This window comes from Vibrio sp. 9-16B-A1, from assembly GCF_056726165.1.
This window is the reverse complement of record NZ_JBSDZD010000003.1, coordinates 135,010-153,068: the sequence shown is the minus strand read 5'-3', so window position 1 is coordinate 153,068 and position 18,059 is coordinate 135,010. Positions and strand designations below refer to the sequence as shown.

16 protein-coding genes are annotated in these 18,059 nt (G+C 48.8%); 11 read left to right on the top strand and 5 right to left on the bottom strand.

The features are described 5' to 3' along the window. Positions 1-362 precede the first annotated feature (362 nt). Complete coding sequence (locus ACVB80_RS06750; RefSeq protein ID WP_481080515.1) at positions 363-1,085, top strand: class I SAM-dependent methyltransferase; 723 nt, start codon at positions 363-365, stop codon at positions 1,083-1,085. Positions 1,086-1,214: 129 nt separating this feature from the next. On the opposite strand, the gene ACVB80_RS06745 is transcribed toward ACVB80_RS06750, so the two are convergent. Further along, entirely contained in the window at positions 1,215-2,384 is a 1,170-nt protein-coding gene (locus tag ACVB80_RS06745; protein WP_481080514.1) for a serine hydrolase, read from the bottom strand. A gap of 581 nt (positions 2,385-2,965) precedes the next feature. On the opposite strand from ACVB80_RS06745, the gene ACVB80_RS06740 reads away from it, so the two are divergent. The 3 genes from ACVB80_RS06740 to ACVB80_RS06730 all read left to right on the top strand — a co-directional run bounded on the left by ACVB80_RS06740 (position 2,966) and on the right by ACVB80_RS06730 (position 6,632). Then, a complete protein-coding gene (locus ACVB80_RS06740; RefSeq protein ID WP_481080513.1) occupies positions 2,966-3,142 on the top strand; it encodes a hypothetical protein in 177 nt (58 codons plus the stop codon). 78 nt (positions 3,143-3,220) lie between these two features. Next, the gene (locus tag ACVB80_RS06735) at positions 3,221-4,879 is read left to right on the top strand and encodes an anti-phage dCTP deaminase (RefSeq protein WP_481080512.1); all 1,659 of its coding nucleotides are present in this window, start codon (positions 3,221-3,223) and stop codon (positions 4,877-4,879) included. Positions 4,880-5,228: 349 nt separating this feature from the next. Continuing rightward, positions 5,229-6,632, top strand: a complete 1,404-nt coding sequence (locus ACVB80_RS06730; RefSeq protein ID WP_481080511.1) for an MATE family efflux transporter — start codon at positions 5,229-5,231, stop codon at positions 6,630-6,632. 77 nt (positions 6,633-6,709) lie between these two features. Here ACVB80_RS06730 and ACVB80_RS06725 read toward each other — a convergent pair whose 3' ends face one another. From ACVB80_RS06725 to ACVB80_RS06715, 3 genes are all read right to left on the bottom strand, one after another. Beyond that, the gene (locus tag ACVB80_RS06725; protein ID WP_481080510.1) at positions 6,710-8,098 is read right to left on the bottom strand and encodes a transporter substrate-binding domain-containing diguanylate cyclase; all 1,389 of its coding nucleotides are present in this window, start codon (positions 8,096-8,098) and stop codon (positions 6,710-6,712) included. A gap of 191 nt (positions 8,099-8,289) precedes the next feature. Beyond that, a complete protein-coding gene (locus ACVB80_RS06720) occupies positions 8,290-9,540 on the bottom strand; it encodes an MDR family MFS transporter (protein WP_481080509.1) in 1,251 nt (416 codons plus the stop codon). Between the two features lie 377 nt (positions 9,541-9,917). Next, the gene (locus ACVB80_RS06715) at positions 9,918-10,907 is read right to left on the bottom strand and encodes a 2-hydroxyacid dehydrogenase (RefSeq protein ID WP_481080508.1); all 990 of its coding nucleotides are present in this window, start codon (positions 10,905-10,907) and stop codon (positions 9,918-9,920) included. 289 nt (positions 10,908-11,196) lie between these two features. Between ACVB80_RS06715 and ACVB80_RS06710 the strand changes: the two genes are divergently transcribed. From ACVB80_RS06710 to ACVB80_RS06690, 5 genes are all read left to right on the top strand, one after another. After that, positions 11,197-12,648: a methyl-accepting chemotaxis protein gene (locus tag ACVB80_RS06710; RefSeq protein WP_481080507.1), complete on the top strand. Its 1,452-nt coding sequence runs from the start codon at positions 11,197-11,199 to the stop codon at positions 12,646-12,648. Positions 12,649-12,670: 22 nt separating this feature from the next. After that, positions 12,671-13,516, top strand: a complete 846-nt coding sequence (locus tag ACVB80_RS06705; protein ID WP_481080506.1) for an alpha/beta fold hydrolase — start codon at positions 12,671-12,673, stop codon at positions 13,514-13,516. A 169-nt stretch (positions 13,517-13,685) separates the two neighbouring features. After that, a complete protein-coding gene (locus ACVB80_RS06700; protein ID WP_481080505.1) occupies positions 13,686-14,381 on the top strand; it encodes a pirin family protein in 696 nt (231 codons plus the stop codon). A 289-nt stretch (positions 14,382-14,670) separates the two neighbouring features. Then, a complete protein-coding gene (cspE, locus tag ACVB80_RS06695; RefSeq protein ID WP_481080504.1) occupies positions 14,671-14,883 on the top strand; it encodes a transcription antiterminator/RNA stability regulator CspE in 213 nt (70 codons plus the stop codon). A gap of 454 nt (positions 14,884-15,337) precedes the next feature. Next, on the top strand, positions 15,338-15,625 hold the full coding sequence (locus ACVB80_RS06690; RefSeq protein ID WP_481080503.1) for a YkgJ family cysteine cluster protein: 288 nt from the start codon (positions 15,338-15,340) through the stop codon (positions 15,623-15,625). A gap of 43 nt (positions 15,626-15,668) precedes the next feature. Here ACVB80_RS06690 and ACVB80_RS06685 read toward each other — a convergent pair whose 3' ends face one another. After that, entirely contained in the window at positions 15,669-16,682 is a 1,014-nt protein-coding gene (locus ACVB80_RS06685) for a Gfo/Idh/MocA family protein (protein WP_481080502.1), read from the bottom strand. 148 nt (positions 16,683-16,830) lie between these two features. Here ACVB80_RS06685 and ACVB80_RS06680 point away from each other — a divergent pair, with 148 nt between their 5' ends. Beyond that, the gene (locus ACVB80_RS06680) at positions 16,831-17,214 is read left to right on the top strand and encodes a DUF2784 domain-containing protein (protein ID WP_481080501.1); all 384 of its coding nucleotides are present in this window, start codon (positions 16,831-16,833) and stop codon (positions 17,212-17,214) included. Continuing rightward, positions 17,211-17,966 carry an alpha/beta hydrolase gene (locus ACVB80_RS06675; protein WP_481080500.1) on the top strand — a complete coding sequence of 252 codons (756 nt, stop codon included), beginning with the start codon at positions 17,211-17,213 and terminating at the stop codon, positions 17,964-17,966. The genes ACVB80_RS06680 and ACVB80_RS06675 overlap by 4 nt, the downstream gene beginning before the upstream one ends. Positions 17,967-18,059 lie beyond the last annotated feature (93 nt).

Sequence of the window (18,059 nt, the reverse complement as noted above, 5' to 3'; positions counted from 1 at the left end):
AAAATGCATCCCCTGTCTTTCTTTCAGTTTTTACCAAAATGGAAGCAACAGCTCGCCTTAGATAGGCTAAAAACCCATGGCCAGGGAGCATCATCCAGTAACAACACTATCGACCAAAACATGGCATAAAACCCTATTTTACAACGCATTACACCCTAATCCAGTCAGTTCAACCAAGTGTCCTGATGCCGTTTTTGATAAAATAGAGACTACGAGAAAACGCCTGATTCTGCCCCTGAAAAATCAGATTACTGCTGTTTATACATCTGAAATTTCTCACCTGCATAACCGGATATACATTGACCTTATGCAAAGGTCACATGCACACCTCCGCTCTATAAAACACGGTATGGGACAATAAAATGACAACTACTCCTATCTACTCCAGTAACGATGTGTTGCTCATGCTTGATGAGTTACTGCAAGCTCCTCAGGAACAGTGGTGGAATAACTTCTTTTCAGAACGGGATAAGAAAATCCCCTTTTTCGTTGATTGGCCAGATGAAAACCTCGTCACCTGTTTTGAACAGGGTGAGTTGAGGCCCGGCAAAGCTCTTGAACTGGGCTGCGGTCATGGCCGAAATGCTTCATTCCTGGCTGAGCAGGGATGTTCCGTTGATGCTGTCGACTTCTCCAACGAAGCAATTATGTGGGCAAAAGAGCGCGTTGATACTGACAAGCTGGATATACAGTTCATCTCAAAATCCATTTTTGACCTGGATGTTGAAAACCAGAAATACGACCTGGTATACGACAGTGGTTGTTTTCATCATATCCCACCACACAGACGCAAGGCTTATGTCGATATCGTAACGAAAAGCCTGAAGCCATGCGGAATGTTTGCTTTAGTCTGCTTTGCACCAGAAGGCGGCTCTGGCTTGAGTGACAAAGAGGTTTACGAACAGCGTATAATGGGCGGTGGGCTGGGTTATACCGAAAGCCAGCTTCGGGATATCTTCTCTCACGAGTTCGAGATCATTTCGTTGCGCCGGATGAAAGAAGTTTCCCCGGAGTCGGCCCTTTTTGGTAAAGACTTTCTTTGGGCTGCATTAATGAAGATTAAGCAGACTAAGCCAAAACAGTAGCTCTTCATCAACTCACAGAACTTTGCTCCTGGCTGACACAAGCAGTCAAGAGCAAATGGAAAAGCCTGGGGTCAGGCCCTGCTGCTGGCCAGCAAAAGGGAGAAACACGACCCCGCTCTTCACAAGTCCTTACTTAAACAATCCAATAAAGAACAGCTTAATGTAGTCCAGCAATCGGCTGAAAAAACTGCCTTGCTCTACGCTTTCCAGCGCATAGAGAGGCACTTCAGAGACATCTTCTCCATCAACCTGATAGAAAATCTTGCCGACGATATCCCCTTTGCTGATTGGCGCAACCAGGTCACCATCCAGCTCCACGCTGGCGGTAAGCTTTTTGGCTTCATTACGCAGCAAAGTCACATAAGAGTCACTCATCGTTCCCAGGGATATGGTGTCGGCATTGCCCATCCAGACCTGCTCGTTCAGTACTTCGTCACCCTTCTTGTGTGGTGACACCGTCTCGTAAAACCGGAATCCATAGTTAAGAAGCTGTTTGCTTTCAGCCTCACGGACTCTTGCACTTTTCGCGCCCATAGCCACCGAGATCAGCCGCATGTTACCGTTAGTGGCAGAGCTCGCCAGACTGTAGCCAGCCCCGCTGGTATAGCCCGTTTTTAACCCGTCCACATTCAGGCTTCTGTCAGCCAGCAGGCCATTGCGGTTGCGTTGCGTGATGTCGTTATAGGTAAACGAGCGTTCGCTATAGAGTGAATAGATCTCTGGCAAATCCCTGATCAGAGCCCGCCCCAACAGGGCGATATCATAAGGCGTAGAATAAAGCGCATCGCTGTCCAGGCCGTGCGGGTTGGAAAAAGAACTGTTGTCCATATTCAGCTGTCTGGCCCATGAGTTCATCAGGTCCACAAATGCCCGCTCAGAACCAGCGACGTGTTCCGCGATCGCCACACTGGCATCATTACCCGATTGGATGATCAGGCCACGATATAAATCCATCATGTTCACTTCAGTGTTTACCTCGATAAACATTTTCGATGAATCGGGGAAGTTTTTGGCCCAGGCATTTCGGCTGATCACGACAAGGTCATCTTCGCTGATATTACCGCTTTTCATCTCCTGGCCGGCAACATAACTGGTCATCAGCTTTGTCAGGCTTGCCGGGTTCAGCTGCTCGTGGGCATTACTCTCAACCAACACCTGCCCGGTGTGATAATCCATCAATACATAGCCCTTAGCGCCCAGCGACGGAGCATCGGGAACAATCGTTGGCCTCGCGATAACCGCTGACGAAAACATGGCCGCACCTGCTAGTGCAGCAATTAGTACAGAGTTCTTTTGCATGGTGTTCTGACTGACTTTTCAGGGTGATATCAGCAGTATAATGAGAACCATTGCCAGCGCGGCGACCTTTACGAAACCTTACGAAATTGTAAATTGGAGTGGTTTGGTTGGGTTGGGTGCCAGGTAAAGGGGGATGTCGAGATAAATGGGTGCGGCTTTGTAAGACAGATTGTTAAGTACACTGAATTACGGAAAGTGAATAGCGTTTTACCTATCAGTGATCTAACGCCTCTGGGGCAGAATGGCCTGCAGAGTGTGCTTAGCCGGGTTTCGCTGTTTCATGAGGAAGTGCAGGGAGTTTTCTTTGATTGGGGTGGGTTTGGTCAGGGCTTGTATCGTACGAGCAGGCGGTAAAACGTGCTCGCAATATCAAATCCATAAAAAAGCAAGGAGCGATATCATTCGTCTCTCATAGTGATGCACTGTGTTCATACTCTCAAATTGGTGTTCTTCAGTGGTCCAAACATCATTTTTGTACAATAATGACAGCAAGTGAATGGAAAATCTCACTAGTGCACAGAACAATTGATTCTAGCTGTGTTTCAAGTAAAATGTGCCCTCCTCAGAATAGGACTGAAGAAATGATTGTAGACATATCAAAGAATAAGCCTGAAAAATCAAAAAGTTACAAGCAAAAAAACACTCAAGGCAGCAACGTAAAAGATAACGTCGTCAGTCTAACTAGCTTTTCTTCTAAAAAAGAAGATGAGTCAGCTCTCGAGCGCATCTTAGCTCGTGCAAACAAGCAAACTTGGTAATACCTCACATTAATAACGTGTGTCATACATTAATATGCTCTCCATTGCCTATTACTTTATCAAGGATGAGCTCTACGAATGGCACACCCACAGAAAAAACCTTCCCCTATTAACACCTTAGCTATTAATAACAAAAACAACACTAATGGTTCAGGAGATCCAAGAGACCTGATAATGAATCGTCAAGCCAATGATCTGATCATTGGTTTCTGTGGTGCAATTGGTTCTGGAGTAAAGTCTCTTCGCCTAGCTCTAGAGGAGTCATTAGAAGAATATGGGTACGATTGTAAGCACATCCTTATCAGTGATCTGATCTTAGATTTAAGCTCTGAAGAAAAACCAGCAGACCCATATGATAGGTATGTGAAGTTACAAGATTATGGAGATAACTTAAGGACAAAGTATAGACAAACTGTCTTAGCTGAAGCTGCTATCAAAGAAATATCCAAGTACAGAGAAAAAAACAAATCAAAAAGTACTCCGTTAGAAGAGAAAGAAAACCCTAGAACCGCTTTCTTAATAGACCAACTAAAAAATCCTGCCGAAGTCGAGTTGCTTCGCCTAGTCTATCAAAACAATTTTTATTTTATTGGATCATTAAGAGATTTAAATCAAAGGAAACGAAACTTACGAGACGAAGGTATTAACCCAAAGGGTATCGATGACTTAATACACCGAGATAGAAAGTCAAACAGCAAGGCAGGGCAGCATTCAGCGAAAACCATACTAGATGCAGACTTCTTCATTCGCAATAATCACAGCCATTTGAGCGAGTTGAAACATAAAATTGAAAGGTTCATCGGTCTTGTACATGGAAAAAATGGCGTAAGTCCGACCATTGAGGAGAAGGGAATGTTTTCTGCCTTTTCCGCCTCCCTTCAGTCAAGTTGCTTATCTAGACAGGTGGGCGCTTCCATTTTAAATGACGATGGTACAGTTCTCGCTACTGGTCGAAATGATGTACCCAAAGCTGGTGGTGGGCTGTATCTCTTTGAAGACGATAAAAAAGATTACCGTTGTATTCACAAAGGTGGAAAATGCTATAACGATTACCACAAACAGAAGAACTCTAAGAAGCTAAAAAGCGTTCTTTCTAAAGCCGTTAGTCAGCTACTGAAAGATACCACTTCATCACCAGAAACGATAGGTGCAATATCTAAGGAACTAAGCCTTGAAGAAAGTGAAACGCGTTCAGCTCTCGAGTACATTTTGGGTGATAAGCTATTAAATAATGAAGCTTGGTTAAGCGATACTGTAGAACAGTTCAACGAAAAAACACCTATCGGCTCTCTCATTGAGTATTCCCGAGCAATTCATGCAGAAATGGATGCAATCGTTTCTTTAGCTAGACACAATAATAAGTCTAGCTCGGACAAAATCCTATTCTCAACCACTTACCCTTGCCATAACTGTGCACGCCACATTGTAGCGGCAGGTATAAAGAAAGTTATATATATAGAACCCTATGACAAAAGCCTTGCAGTTGACCTTCATGATGATGCTATAACTGAGCAAGACCAAGATGACAAAGTAAAATTTCAATTGTTTGAAGGAGTTGCCCCGAGAAGATATCAAACCTTCTTTATGAATAGCCGAGAACGCAAAAAAGATGGCGCAGCAATAAAGTACTCGCAACCTACAAGCTCTCATATTGATATACAGCTACTAGAAAGCTATCGAGACTATGAAGACCGAATCGTAAAAGAACATGAAACCATTCTGGGTAACACAAAATGATGTGCCCTTTCTGGCTAAGAAAAGCAAAAAACTAATTCAGAACTGACAGTTACCCACTTTATGAGACGGTGCTTGTCAAATCAGGTCTATACTACTTTTCTTTCTACCCGCCCCCTCAGATATGCATTACCACGCTGGAGCGTGGTAATGCATATCTGAGGGGGCGGGTGGTGAGTGAGTACAGTAAACAACCAACAGACCTCAAACCAATCGTTTACCTGTGACTAAACTCACACCTTGAACCCCAGTACATAATTCCGTATATTACCCCCGCCTGTGCGGCACACCCTACGATGCACAACGCTATCCTGCTTCCACTGGTGCATTGATATTGGTGTTTAAACACTCCATGCAAAACACATCTTCTCGTTTTTTTCGCTTTTTTAAAGAATCGGGCGCTTTGCTACACCTGTCGATCCCTATCATTCTGATGCAGCTTGCTACTCAGTCTATGAGCTTTGTCGATACCACTATGGCCGGTCAGGTCAGTGCTGAGGATCTGGCGGCTATCGCGCTGGGTGCCAGTTTGTGGGTACCTGCGTCGCTGCTGCTGCGCGGTATCATTATGGCGCTGACGCCCGTGGTGGCTTTTCACCGCGGTGCGCGGGAACTGGATAAAATCCGGGTCGCGTTTATTCAGATGCTGTGGCTGTCTGCGTTTGTCAGTGCCCTGATTGCTGCCTACCTGCTGCAGGGTGAAGCGATCCTGCTTGGCCTTGCCGTGGCGCCTGAGATCATCCCTATTGCCAGTGATTATGTAACTGCGCTGGCGGTCGGTGTACCTGGTATTGCGTTTTTCTATACCCTGAACGGTTTCTGTGAGGGGATGAACAATACCCGTGCGCCAATGCTGATCTCTGTGATTGGCCTGCTTATCAACATTCCGGTTAACTACATTCTGATCTACGGTAAGTTCGGTATGCCTGCGCTTGGCGCGGTAGGTTGTGGCTGGGCCACCAGCTTTGTTTACTGGCTGATGTCTGCGCTGCTGCTCAGCTATATCAAAACCCATCATCACTACAAAAGTATTCTGCACTTCAGGGAGCTGAAACCCGTTTGGCGGGAAGTGAAACAACTGCTGAAACTGGGCCTGCCAATCGGCCTTAACATCGCCGTATGTGGCAGCATCTTTGCTGTGATTGCCCTTCTGATCGGGCGTATTGGTGCCGAGAACGTGGCAGCCGCTCAGATTGCGCTAAACATCTCCAGCATGACGTATATGATCCCGATGAGCCTGTCATTCGGTATTACGATTCGTGTCGGACACGCACTTGGTGAGCAAGAAACAGAGACCGCTTCTCACCGCAGCCTGGTGGGTATTGTGACTGCGGGTCTGCTGTCGCTTATCTCGGTCAGTTTCTTCCTGCTGTTCCCGGAGCTGATTATCCGGATGTACACCACCGACCCTGCAGTATCAGCGACCGCTGCAGGTTTGCTGGTACTTACTGCTGTTTACCAGTTCAGTGATGCCCTGCAGACCTCAGCAAACGGAGCGCTGCGCGGATACAAGGATACCAAGATCCCGATGATTCTGGCGGTAATCGCCTACTGGGGACTGGCGCTGCCGCTGGGCATGGTGCTTGGCCTGACGGATAAGATCGTACCGGCTATGGCCGAGGAAGGGTTCTGGATTGGTATTATCACCGGCCTGACAGCCGCTGCTGTTGCAATGCTGCTCCGCCTGGTGGTGGTGATCCGAAGACATCGCCCTGATGGCGATTCAGCCTTTATCGCAAGTTCAGCCACAGGCTAAACAACTGCTGTCCCGGTACCTGGCGCGAAATATCGCCTGAAGTTCGCGCCACAATACCATCAAAGTAACCGGCCGTTTCAGCCCTCTGCCAGAGCGGGTTGTTCCTCTCGGATCAACTCTCCCTGATAACTGCATACTCTGTTACGGCCATTGCGCTTGGCATCATACAAAGCTTTATCTGCCCGCTTCACAATCCTGCTGACTGAATCGCCTGGTTCAACTTCTGCTACTCCAAAGCTGCCGGAGCAGCCCTCCTCAACACAGAAGTTTCCTTTATCAATAAGTAAGCGAAGCTTCTCAGCTATTGTCAATCCTGCGGAAAGGGGGGATTCCGGGCATACAATCAAAAACTCTTCTCCTCCCCACCGGCCAATACTGTCAACCTTGCGGATATGGCTCTTTAACAGCAAAACAACGTCCTTCAGAACATCGTCTCCTGCGGCATGCCCGTATCTGTCATTAACCTGTTTAAAGTTATCAATATCGATGAGTACTACACACAACGGTTTATCGTAGCGACGGCTGCGAGCCAGCTCGGAGCTCAGTACATTTTCGATCTTCTTTCGGTTGTAGATGCCAGTCAGCCCATCAGTAATCGACAACAGTTCCAGCTCTCTGGTTCTGTTTTCAACCTGCCTCTTCAGTGTCACGATGTAGAACAATGCAAACAGCAGAGTGATACACAGGCCAGCAACCACAAGGGCGGGGATCAGCCAGCGGGGCAGGCGTGACTCGGAGTACATCCATTTCTGAATAACGCGGTTAAACTCCTCAGCGGGAATAGCATCCAGGCCATCATTCACCTGACTGAGCAGAGCAACACTCCCCTTCGGAACTGCCGCTTTAAGGTTCTCACGGTACAAAGTCTCAGCGACGTAAAACTGCTCTGGCGTTCCCAGTTTATGCAGGTAATACATCGCGGCAGGATAATCACTGACAAACGCAAACACTTTGTCATCAACCGCTGCCTGGATTGCTTCAACGCCATTACTGAAAGGTAATAGTTCTACAGACGGGTAATGCTCGCGAATAAAGGCTTCGGCAAAGCCTCCTTTTGTTACTGCAACAGGAATAGCCAGCTCTTCTATGCTGTGAACCTTGAACCTTTGAGAGACAAACAACCGGGTTGCCAGAGGGACGTTGATGGTAGAAGAAAAGTCCATGTATTCATTGCGCTCGGCAGACTCATACAGACCGGCATGCACATGGGCTTTCCTGTTGCGAATCAGATCCAGGCTGGACTGCCAGTCTGTTAAGACAAACTCTATCTCCGTTCCTGTCTGCTTTCCAAACTCTTCCCACAAATCTACCAGTATGCCGTCGGGTTGCCCTTCATCATTCACAAATGAAAACGGCGGCCACTGCGCCGAGTTGGTCACAATGAGCTTTGCTTCCTGCTCTGCAGAAAAGCTCAGGAGTGAATACATCATACCGGCCCAAAACAGCGCCGTTTTCCACAAGCTCATCATCATTCCTTTGTTATTTATAATTTTATTGCCACTTATATCACCGTAGCACTGCACTACTGATACAACAATAAACACATTGAATTTATTGCAATTTCAACGACACTGGTCTCAATCTGTGGCCAATCTGTAAACGCTCATTTCAGGAGGGAACGGTGAACAGTTCCTCCTGAAATCGTGGTGGTGGCAGACTACATCCCCCCCTCTGTAACCACTTCCCGCTCCACGTTATCTTCACTCTGCTCTGCCCGGCGGTACAGCCACATCATTACCAGACACAGCACAAAGCAAAGCCCGAACAGCCAGTTGGCGCTGAGCGCGTCAATCACAAAGCCGCCTGCCAGTGGGGCAACAGCAAAGCCCATCGCACACAGGGCCGCTGCGCCAAAGTAAGAACCACGCAGATGCGGCGGTGCCAGACGGTCAATTTGCACGTTCAGGGTCGGGAACGCGATGACCTCGCCCATACTCATAACGAAACAGGCAATGCCCCAGCCTATTGGCATATCCGCTGGTGTGGCGATAAAGCCAAGCTGCGCCACGGCCATCAGTGCCATGCCAATCCGGGTACGGGTAAACAGCGGAATGTGCTCCAGCCATTTCAGCATAGGGAACTGGAAGACGATAATGGTCACCGTGTTGACCAGTACCAGCCCGGCCACAATCTGCGCTGCCTCTGCCGCGCCCGAGCGGACAATTACCTGAGGAATGGATGATTCGAGCTGAGCGTAGACAAACATCATCAGAAAGTTGGCAATTAACAGTTTGACGAAGATGTTGTCACGGCTGATCACTTTCATCGTCTGACGAAAGTTTGGCAGCGCACCGGTATCCGGTTTGTTGGCAGCGGGCCTGCGCTCGATACCGGTAAACAGCCACACGGTATAAACCAGGTAAGTCGCACCGGTAATTAAGAACAGATCCTGCGGGCTGGACAGCCCAATAGTCACCCCAATCAGCGGCCCGATGGCACCGCCCAGGTTCAGCAGGAAGTAACGGATATTCAGCGCCAATTCCCGGTCTTTGCTGTCCGGCAGGTTGTCACTGATCACGGCTTTGGCCGGCGCTTCAATCATCGGACGCATCAGGCCGGTGATCAGAACCAGAACGTAAAACTGCCATAACTGATCTGCCGCGCCGATCCCCGCATAAGCCAACGCAGCGATCAGGCTGCCCGCCACCATCACCCATTTACGTCCAAACTTATCGGAGAGATAACCACTGTAGAGCCCGGTGACCGAGCCAATCAGCGCCGAACCTGCCAGCATGGCACCGATCTCGGTCGCGCTGGCCTGATAATCCTGGTAGAGGAACACAATAAGAAACGGCCACGCCATAAAGTAACTGGTACGCGCGAGAAGTGTGCCGCTGAGTACGGTCCAGACTGAGAAATTAAAGCGGGTAATTCTTTGAAACTGAAAAAGACTTTCCTGTTTTTCCATCGCATCTCCTTATGCCTGGCAAGTTCCGTTTTATGAGTTTGAGTAGCCAGGCTGTTGCCAACTGTCTGAGAAGCCTTATCCCCCCGGCCATTTCAGGTGCCTGCGTTGCACAGATCTGATTGCTGCTTTGGCTGGTACGGGAGTTCCGGCATGAATTTTTGACTGACCGGGCATCAGTCAGGTCAATATTTATACACTACCCTGATCCGGGTCACACTGTGTAGTGATTTTTGAAACAGAACAAAGATATGGATGAAATCCCTGAATTAACGAGAATTACAGAGTGAAGTGCTAATGAAATCAATACTATCCGTCCGGGTATCCGGACAAAAAAAACGCCCAAAGTCACTGACCTGGGCGTTTTAAACTTCTGATTATCAGAGGAAGTTCGCGTTGTTCGTCTCAGAACCGAACGCTTCAATATTTTCAAGCGTGGTCACCGCAATGTTCTCCAGCGCATCTACGGTCAGGAATGCCTGGTGCCCGGTGAAAATCACGTTGTGGCAGGCTGACAGCCGGCGGAACACATCATCGACGATAACGTCGTTAGACTTGTCCTGGAAGAACAGCTCTTTCTCACTTTCGTACACATCCAGGCCCAGCGCGCCGATACGGCCACGCTTAAGCGCTTCAATCGCTGCGGCAGAATCAAGCAGCTCGCCCCGGCTGGTGTTGATGATCATTACGCCGTCTTTCATCCTGTCGAACGCATCGGCATTGAGCAGATGGTGATTCTCTTTGGTCATCGGGCAGTGAAGCGAGATAACATCTGACTGGCTGATAAGCGTATCCAGGTCGCAGTAGGTCGCTCCCATCTCTGTTGCCACGTCTGTCGGGTAAGGGTCGTAACAAAGCACCTTCATTCCGAGGCCTTTCAGGATCCGCATGGTCGCCAGACCAATTTTGCCCGTTCCGATAATGCCCGCCGTCGAGCCATGGAAGTTAAAGCCCACCAGGCCCTCAAGAGAAAAGTTAGCATCCCGGGTGCGCTGATACGCTTTATGGAAACGGCGGTTAAGCGTCATCATCAGGCCGACCGCGTGCTCTGCAATAGCTTCCGGAGAATAAGCCGGAACGCGGGCAACGGCGATACCCAGCTCTTTTGCGGCTTCAAGGTCAACGTTGTTGAAGCCTGCGCAGCGCATGGCGATCATTTTAACGCCGCGATACGCGAGCTGTTCCAGAACAGGACGCGAGAGATCGTCATTCACGAAAGCACACACCACTTCGCAGCCTTTGGCCATCTTGGCGGTTTTCTCGGTAAGCAGGAAATCGTAGAAGTTGTAGTTGACCTGGTGCTGAGCTTTAGCCTGCTCAAACGCATCCTGGTCGTAAGACTTGGTACTGAAGAAGGCAATGTTGATCATAGTAATTCCTTACAGCTGGTTACTGTGTAATTTGCCACTACCCGTACTATCCCGCTCACGCCCACTTTATTCAACCACAAATGCCTTATGGATATCCGGCAGTTAACGCCCTGCTTTGCTGGCTCCTGCGGCTCCCGTCACCACGCCATAAAGGTGTTGGCCAAAATGTGAACAGGGATACGGAACACCTCGATTAGATCATTTACTCTACAATAGAGTTATAGCTCTAATTATTTTATCAGGAACACCCGTTGACCTACTGTCGCTTTGCAATAAGGAGCCTGCTACCGTGAGACCTTTCGTGATATGGGGCCGGTTATTTGGTTATCAGCCAAATGACTGGTCAGAACAACAACGCTGGCAGGTGGAGATCCTTCTCTACTTCACTATGCTCTCCTTTCTGACCGGCGTTTACAGTCTGATCAAATGGTATGCCGCCGGGCACAATCCGCTTATTGCCACCTCAGTCTACTGCATTGTTGCAGAGGTAATCGCCGCCATGGCGATCGGCAGGTTCAGGCAGAGCTCACTCGCTACCAACATCGGTTTTTCAGGGATGGTGCTTCACGCGCTCAACCTTATCTATCAGAGCGGCGGTGTACTTGAATCCACCCAGAGCTTCTGGGTTGCGGTACTTCTGGTGGCCTTCTTCCTTACGGCTAAACTGAGCCTGGCCTGGCTTTGGAGTATGGTTGTTATCGCAGCTTCCTGCGTGATGGTTTATCTGCAGCTAAAAGGCATCCAGATACCCAGCCTGCAGCTCTCTGAATCAGAACAGTTTGTTGATTCCTGGTCCGGGCTGATTGTACCGCTGGCGATCATTGTTATCGCTCAGAGCTACAGCGCGAGAAGACGGCAGAGCTACCAGCACTCCAGTATGGTTGCCCAGCAACAGATGGAGCAGGCGACCGAAAGTGCTAAAAAAGGCGAGCAACACCTTGGTCAGGTACTCAAACAGGCCACCACTAATGCAGAACAACTGACTTCTGTCGCCCACAGCCTCGGCAGCCAGTCTGAACAGCTCAGGTCGGAAGTCGGCGTACTCAACCAGACCTGCGATTCTCAGACGGTAGCCGCCGATCAGCTTTCGCAGCAGCTGAAACAGATGACCCAGGATATCCATGTATCAGACCAGTCTGTTTCTCAGCTTAAACAGCGCAGTGATGCCATCAACCAGCAGGCTTCCAGCAGTATCACCAGCCTCAACGACTCCACCCGCGCTATCGATAAGATCCATGCGGCTAACCAGAAGATCACCGTGGTGGCCGACCTTATCACCAATATTGCCGAGCAGACCAACCTGCTGGCGCTCAATGCCGCGATTGAAGCTGCCAGGGCTGGCGAACACGGGCGCGGGTTTGCGGTAGTCGCAGACCAGGTACGGGAGCTCTCCGCCAGGAGTAATCAGTCTGCCGATGAGATTCGTCAGCTACTCAATACCAGCCGGACAGAAGTAGAAGCAGGCCAGCAGGTAATGAACAAAACCAGCCAGGAGATCACCGGGATCATCAGCGAAGTCAGCACCGCTATGACGGCGGTTGAGCAGTTATCAGAAGTGATGAAGCAGCAGGTCACCACGCTCACCGAACTAAGCAGCGCCAGCAAAGACGTGGCCAGCAATGTCATCAGCATCAGTGATGTTGCAGACCGGGTTTCACAGCAGGACGGACAGCTCAGAAAACAGGTCAGTGAACTGAGTAATCTGGCTGATCAGCTCAGCAGCGTAGTGGCTGTACAATAAAGATACTGAAAGGGAGTAAAACATGAGTCAGACAATACAGGTAAACGGGCACGACGTTTTCATCGACGGAAGGGGTGAAGAGACCATCATCATGCTGCATGGCTGGCCGGATACTTACCGGCTGTGGAAACCACAGGCTGAGTACCTGAAAGGTCACTACCGCTGCGTACGTTTTTCCCTTCCCGGGTATGAGAAGACCCATCAGCGAAAATACTACGACCTTGCCGCTATGCTGAGCTTTATTGATGACATAGTCGAAGCTGTCAGTAACGGTAAGCCGGTGACTCTGCTGCTGCACGACTGGGGCTGCGTGTATGGTTACCAGTACTACATGAATCACCCGGAGAAAGTCAGACGTATTATCGGGGTGGATGTGGGCGATGCGGGCTCGCCTGATATGGTGCTCTCCACCAAAGCAAAGCTGGTGCTGGTGAGCTATCAGCTCTGGCTGATGGCTGCATGGAACATCGGTGGTGGCATCGGTGACTGGATGACACGAAAAGTCGCCGCGTTCTTTAACGCCCCTGCCCCGGCAGATCTTATCCACTCAGGCATGACCTACGCTTACCACTGGCGCTGGAGCTCGGTATTTAAGCGCCGTCCGCTGGGCACCAAGCCGCTCGATATTCAGGTGCCGTTTCTGTTTATCTTTGGTGGCAATAAAGTCGGCAACTTCCACTCAAAACCCTGGCAGGACAAAATGGCGACTATTGACGGAAACAGAGTGGTTGAAATGCCAACCCATCACTGGGTGATGACTGAGAAACCGGATGAGTTTAACCAGATTGTGCTGGAGTGGCTGAGCCAGGCCGACCGAACAGAGACTCCGGAAGAAGATACAACATGCACCGCTGAACCGGCGGCATAACCTCTCTGTCAGATACGCAGCAAGGGGCCCTCCGCCCCTTTTGATTGCTCACTCCCTGCTCACTCCTTATTCAAATTTTCTGAACTAACCCGTCAAATCATTCCCGTTATCTTCCCGTGCTGGCGCGCCTACTATGGTCTCATCAAAGCAATCACAGGGAGAGACGAGCATGATCACTCTGAGACACGCACAAGACCGCGGCCGGGCAAACTTTGGCTGGCTGGATACTAAACACAGCTTCTCATTCGGCGATTACTATGACCCCAGGCACATGGGCTTTTCTGCCCTGCGGGTAATCAATGAAGACGTGATCAGCCCCGGAGCCGGTTTTGATACCCATGGCCACCGGGATATGGAGATCATCACCTACATTCTGAAAGGCGCGATCGAGCACAAAGACAGCACGGGAAATACCGAGGTTCTGCCGGTTGGCGAAGTTCAGTTAATGTCTGCCGGCAAAGGGATCTACCACAGCGAATACAACGCCTCTCAAACTGAAGACCTGCACCTGCTGCAGATCTGGATTCAGCCCAATACCTTTGGCACCAGCCCGGGCTATCAGCAGAAACCCTTCGGCAGAGAACCGGGCCTGACAACCATCGCCACCCCGGATGGCCGTGGCGGCACGCTGCATATAAAACAGGACGCAACACTCCACCAGCTTATCCTTGAGCCGGGAGAGAGCATGAGTTTTGTGATTGGCACCGGACGCAGCGTGTATGTGCAGCAGGTCAGCGGCCAGCTCTCACTGGACGGGCAGCAGGTGATGCCTGGTGACGGAGCTAAGGTTGAAGCTCAGTCTGAGCTGAGCTTTGCTAATCCTGGAGAGGAAACAGTTACGGCACTGGTGTTTGACCTGCCTTAAAATGTACTGACTGCATTTGAACCGGCACAGCGCACTCCTTCTGTGCCGGTTCATCTGAAGCCCGGAAAAATAGATTGCAGAATCCGAAAAATAAAGCTGTTCATTTGCCAGACAACCTGTATAGTGCCCGTAGCTCTTGCAAACGAGCTATTAGTGAAAATTTAGTACAAGCCTTCTCCCAGTTTCCTTTCGATACCCTCGTTTAGCTCCTGCGATTGCTTCTCATCATAGTTTTTTAAAATAGCATTTGCCCGCAGCTTCAATATCATTATTTTTTTCAGAGGTATCTATGTCTACTAAAACAACTGGCTCAGTAAAATGGTTTAACGAAACTAAAGGCTTCGGCTTTATTTCACAAGACAACGGCGGTGCTGATGTGTTTGTACACTTCCGCGCAATCGCATCTGAAGGCTTTAAAACCCTTTCTGAAGGCCAAAAAGTAAGCTTTGATGTAGAGCAGGGTCAAAAAGGCCCTCAGGCATCAAATGTAGTCGCTCTGTAGTAGCGTTGGGTGTAATGCACCTTGCATTACACCTGCTTCCCTATCTAATTATCAATACACCTAAAATTCAGGAGTTTTATTGTCCCGAAGAACAAGTCGCCAGCGATACTGGTATAAAAAATCAAGTAACAAAAACATACATCCAGGCAGAGTATGTTCAAGATAGAGTTTTACTTAGAAAATGAACAGCTAACCTGGTCAGCAAGAATACATCAACTCAATAGTGATATCCTGAGACGTCACGTCTTTCCAAAGCTTCATTCCTGGCAGCATGAACTAGACTTTACATTTTCCGAGTCAAATATGATGGGAGAAATTCTGTCAGGCACGGGAATTAAACTGGGTACTTTCAAAGTTTATTGATGACCATGCTAAGCTAAGGAATACTCACATGAAAGTAATCGCAAAAAAGCAAAATCAACAAGAAGAAAAATCATTTGGTCTGTAAACACCCATGAGTATCCCCATCAAAGTCGAAATCGAGCCAGAAATCAGTTGTTCTAACTGCAAGGCATGCTGTTGTCGCCTTGAGGTTATGATTATTTCAGATACCTCTGTTCCAGAGGAGTATATAAGCCGGGATGCCTGGGGCGGAGAGACAATGCTCAGGCTGGCAGATGGCTGGTGCTCAGCTTTAGACCGGGAAACGTTCATGTGCAGTATTTATGAGAACCGCCCCTGGATATGTCGGGAGTTTGAGATGGGCTCCTATGAATGCCAGGAGGAGCACCGTTTTCGATAGACGAAAGCGCTCCCTCCTGAGTGTAACTTATCCTTACAGTTCGTTACCGGCTTGCAGATGCCGGACAGGCTAAATAGTCAAAGCCATTCTCGATCAGAGACTCTTCCATTACAGAAATAACCTGTCTGCTGGTTTCTTTACTCATCACATCCGATTCATTTTTCCTGTTAAGAATCAATGATGAAATATGCTCAATCTCGTATCCAAACCCACCACCGCGAACAGGTGTTGAAATCTGCGTCTGCTCACCTTTAAATGATATGTCGATTGTTTTTGGGTTCCACCATTTACCATGGATAACGATTTCCAGGTCAGGCCCCCGAATGATTGCTTCCCGTTTGAGATCACGCGTGATCGATGCGCAGATTTCACCTTTTATCTGACCATCAAATGTAAACACTACATTTTCATCTACTTCACTTTGGAGATTATCCTTAGCGTACTCAACGGTTGGTTTCGTTACAGGGGTATTGGTTAGCTGACACAAGTCAGCGTAAAGCCAAAGACCGTATACACCTACATCTAAAGTCGCACCGCCACATAGCTTTGGATTAAACAGGTGCCAGTCACTATCGAACTCATGCCAGTTGCCAAATGATGCCTCAATAGCGTTAATTTCCACATTTTTGTCTTTAATAAACTGCTTCATTTCCTGGTATGCAGGAAATGCGACAGTCTTCATTGCTTCAGCTAAAAGTAATCCTTTTTCCTCAGCCAGCGTCGACATAGCATCCCAGTCTTTTAGATTGGTGAAGGCTGGTTTTTCAACCAGGACATGCTTTCCATGATTTAAAAACAGCTCAACCAGACTTTTGTGGAATGGATGAATAGTAGCAATATAGACAATGTCCACATCAGCGTCATTTGCCAGTTCTGTGTACGAACCATAGCTTCTGTGGCAGCCATGTTGTTCAGCAAAACTGTCGGCTCGCTGTTTATCCCGCGCTGCGACAGCATGAAGTTCAGCGTTTCCAACTTGCATTGTCAGGTCTGTAACAAAGCGATGTGCAATTTTACCCAGCCCTGCAATACCCCAACGTACGTTCTTATTATTCAAATTGTTATCCCTCAATGTTCGCTACCGGGGAATATTACCATTGCGAATATGAACTAATAAAACATTCAGGTGATCATTTTAGCCTCCGGGTGAAGAACAGATATCGCCTGAATAAGCTATGTTTGATTTGAGGAAGGAGGCATGGCTTATGGTTTATCGGGTACTGGCAGATTTTGTCGTATTGCTCCACCTTCTGTTTATCATCTTCGCCCTGCTCGGAGGCGCGCTGGTACGATGGCGTGCCTGGATGCTGTTTGTCCATATCCCTGCCGCACTATGGGTTACGGTGCTCAGTTTCAAAGGCTGGATCTGCCCTTTAACACCACTGGAAAACCAGTTAAGACAGGCGGCAGGCAGCGAAGGTTATCCGGGTGGCTTTGTCGAGCACTATATCATTCCTGTCATTTATCCGGCTGAGCTGCACTTTGAGGTGCAGGTTTTACTCGGCATTGCAGCTTTGGGGATCAACATCGCTATTTATGCGTTCGTCTGCTATTGGTATAAGTTCAGGCCGGACGGGAGGCGGGAATGAAAAATATGTTCGTTACCTTCATAGTATTTTACGCACTTCTCGCTCTTGCTATGTATGCCTTTCAGCGCCAGTTGATGTACTTCCCCCGGTCGGCGAGTGATGTCTATGGCGGGATGAACACCACCTTCATTGTTGATGGCACACAGCTTTCAGGCTGGACGCTGAATGAAGGGCAGCCCAGGGCGTTAATCTATTACGGCGGGAACGCAGAAAGTATCGAAGCCAATATCCCGTTCTTCAAAACGGTGATCCCACACTACACTGTCTACCTGATCCCTTACCGGGGTTATGGCAATAATTCAGGTTCTCCGACTGAAAAAGCTTTATACACCGATGCTCTGCAGATATTTGAGTCCGTCAAAAACAGACATGATTCAGTCTCCCTGATGGGCCGGAGCCTTGGTTCAGGTATCGCCACATACGTGGCGGCTAACCGGCAGGTGGACAAGCTTATCCTGGTCACCCCATTTGACAGCGTTGAAAACGTCGCAAAAGACGCTTACTGGATGTTTCCGGTTTCCTGGTTGATCAAAGACAGATACCTGTCATCAGACCGGGTAAAAGATATTACGGCTCAAACCTATATCTTCGTTGCCGAAAAGGACCGGGTGATCCCACGGGCGAGAACCGACCAGCTGATCGCTGAATTTGGCGATCAGTTAGCGGAGGTGTTTGTCATTACCCGCGCAGGCCACAATGATATTTCAGACTACCCTGGCTATGTATCGGGGTTGAAGCGTGCACTGGATTAACTCGTGGGGCATTTTTGTGGAAGAACAACAGAGCCTGCGCTTAAACCTAAGTACAGCACAGGGGCACCTGCGTCCCCCAATACCGGCTTAATG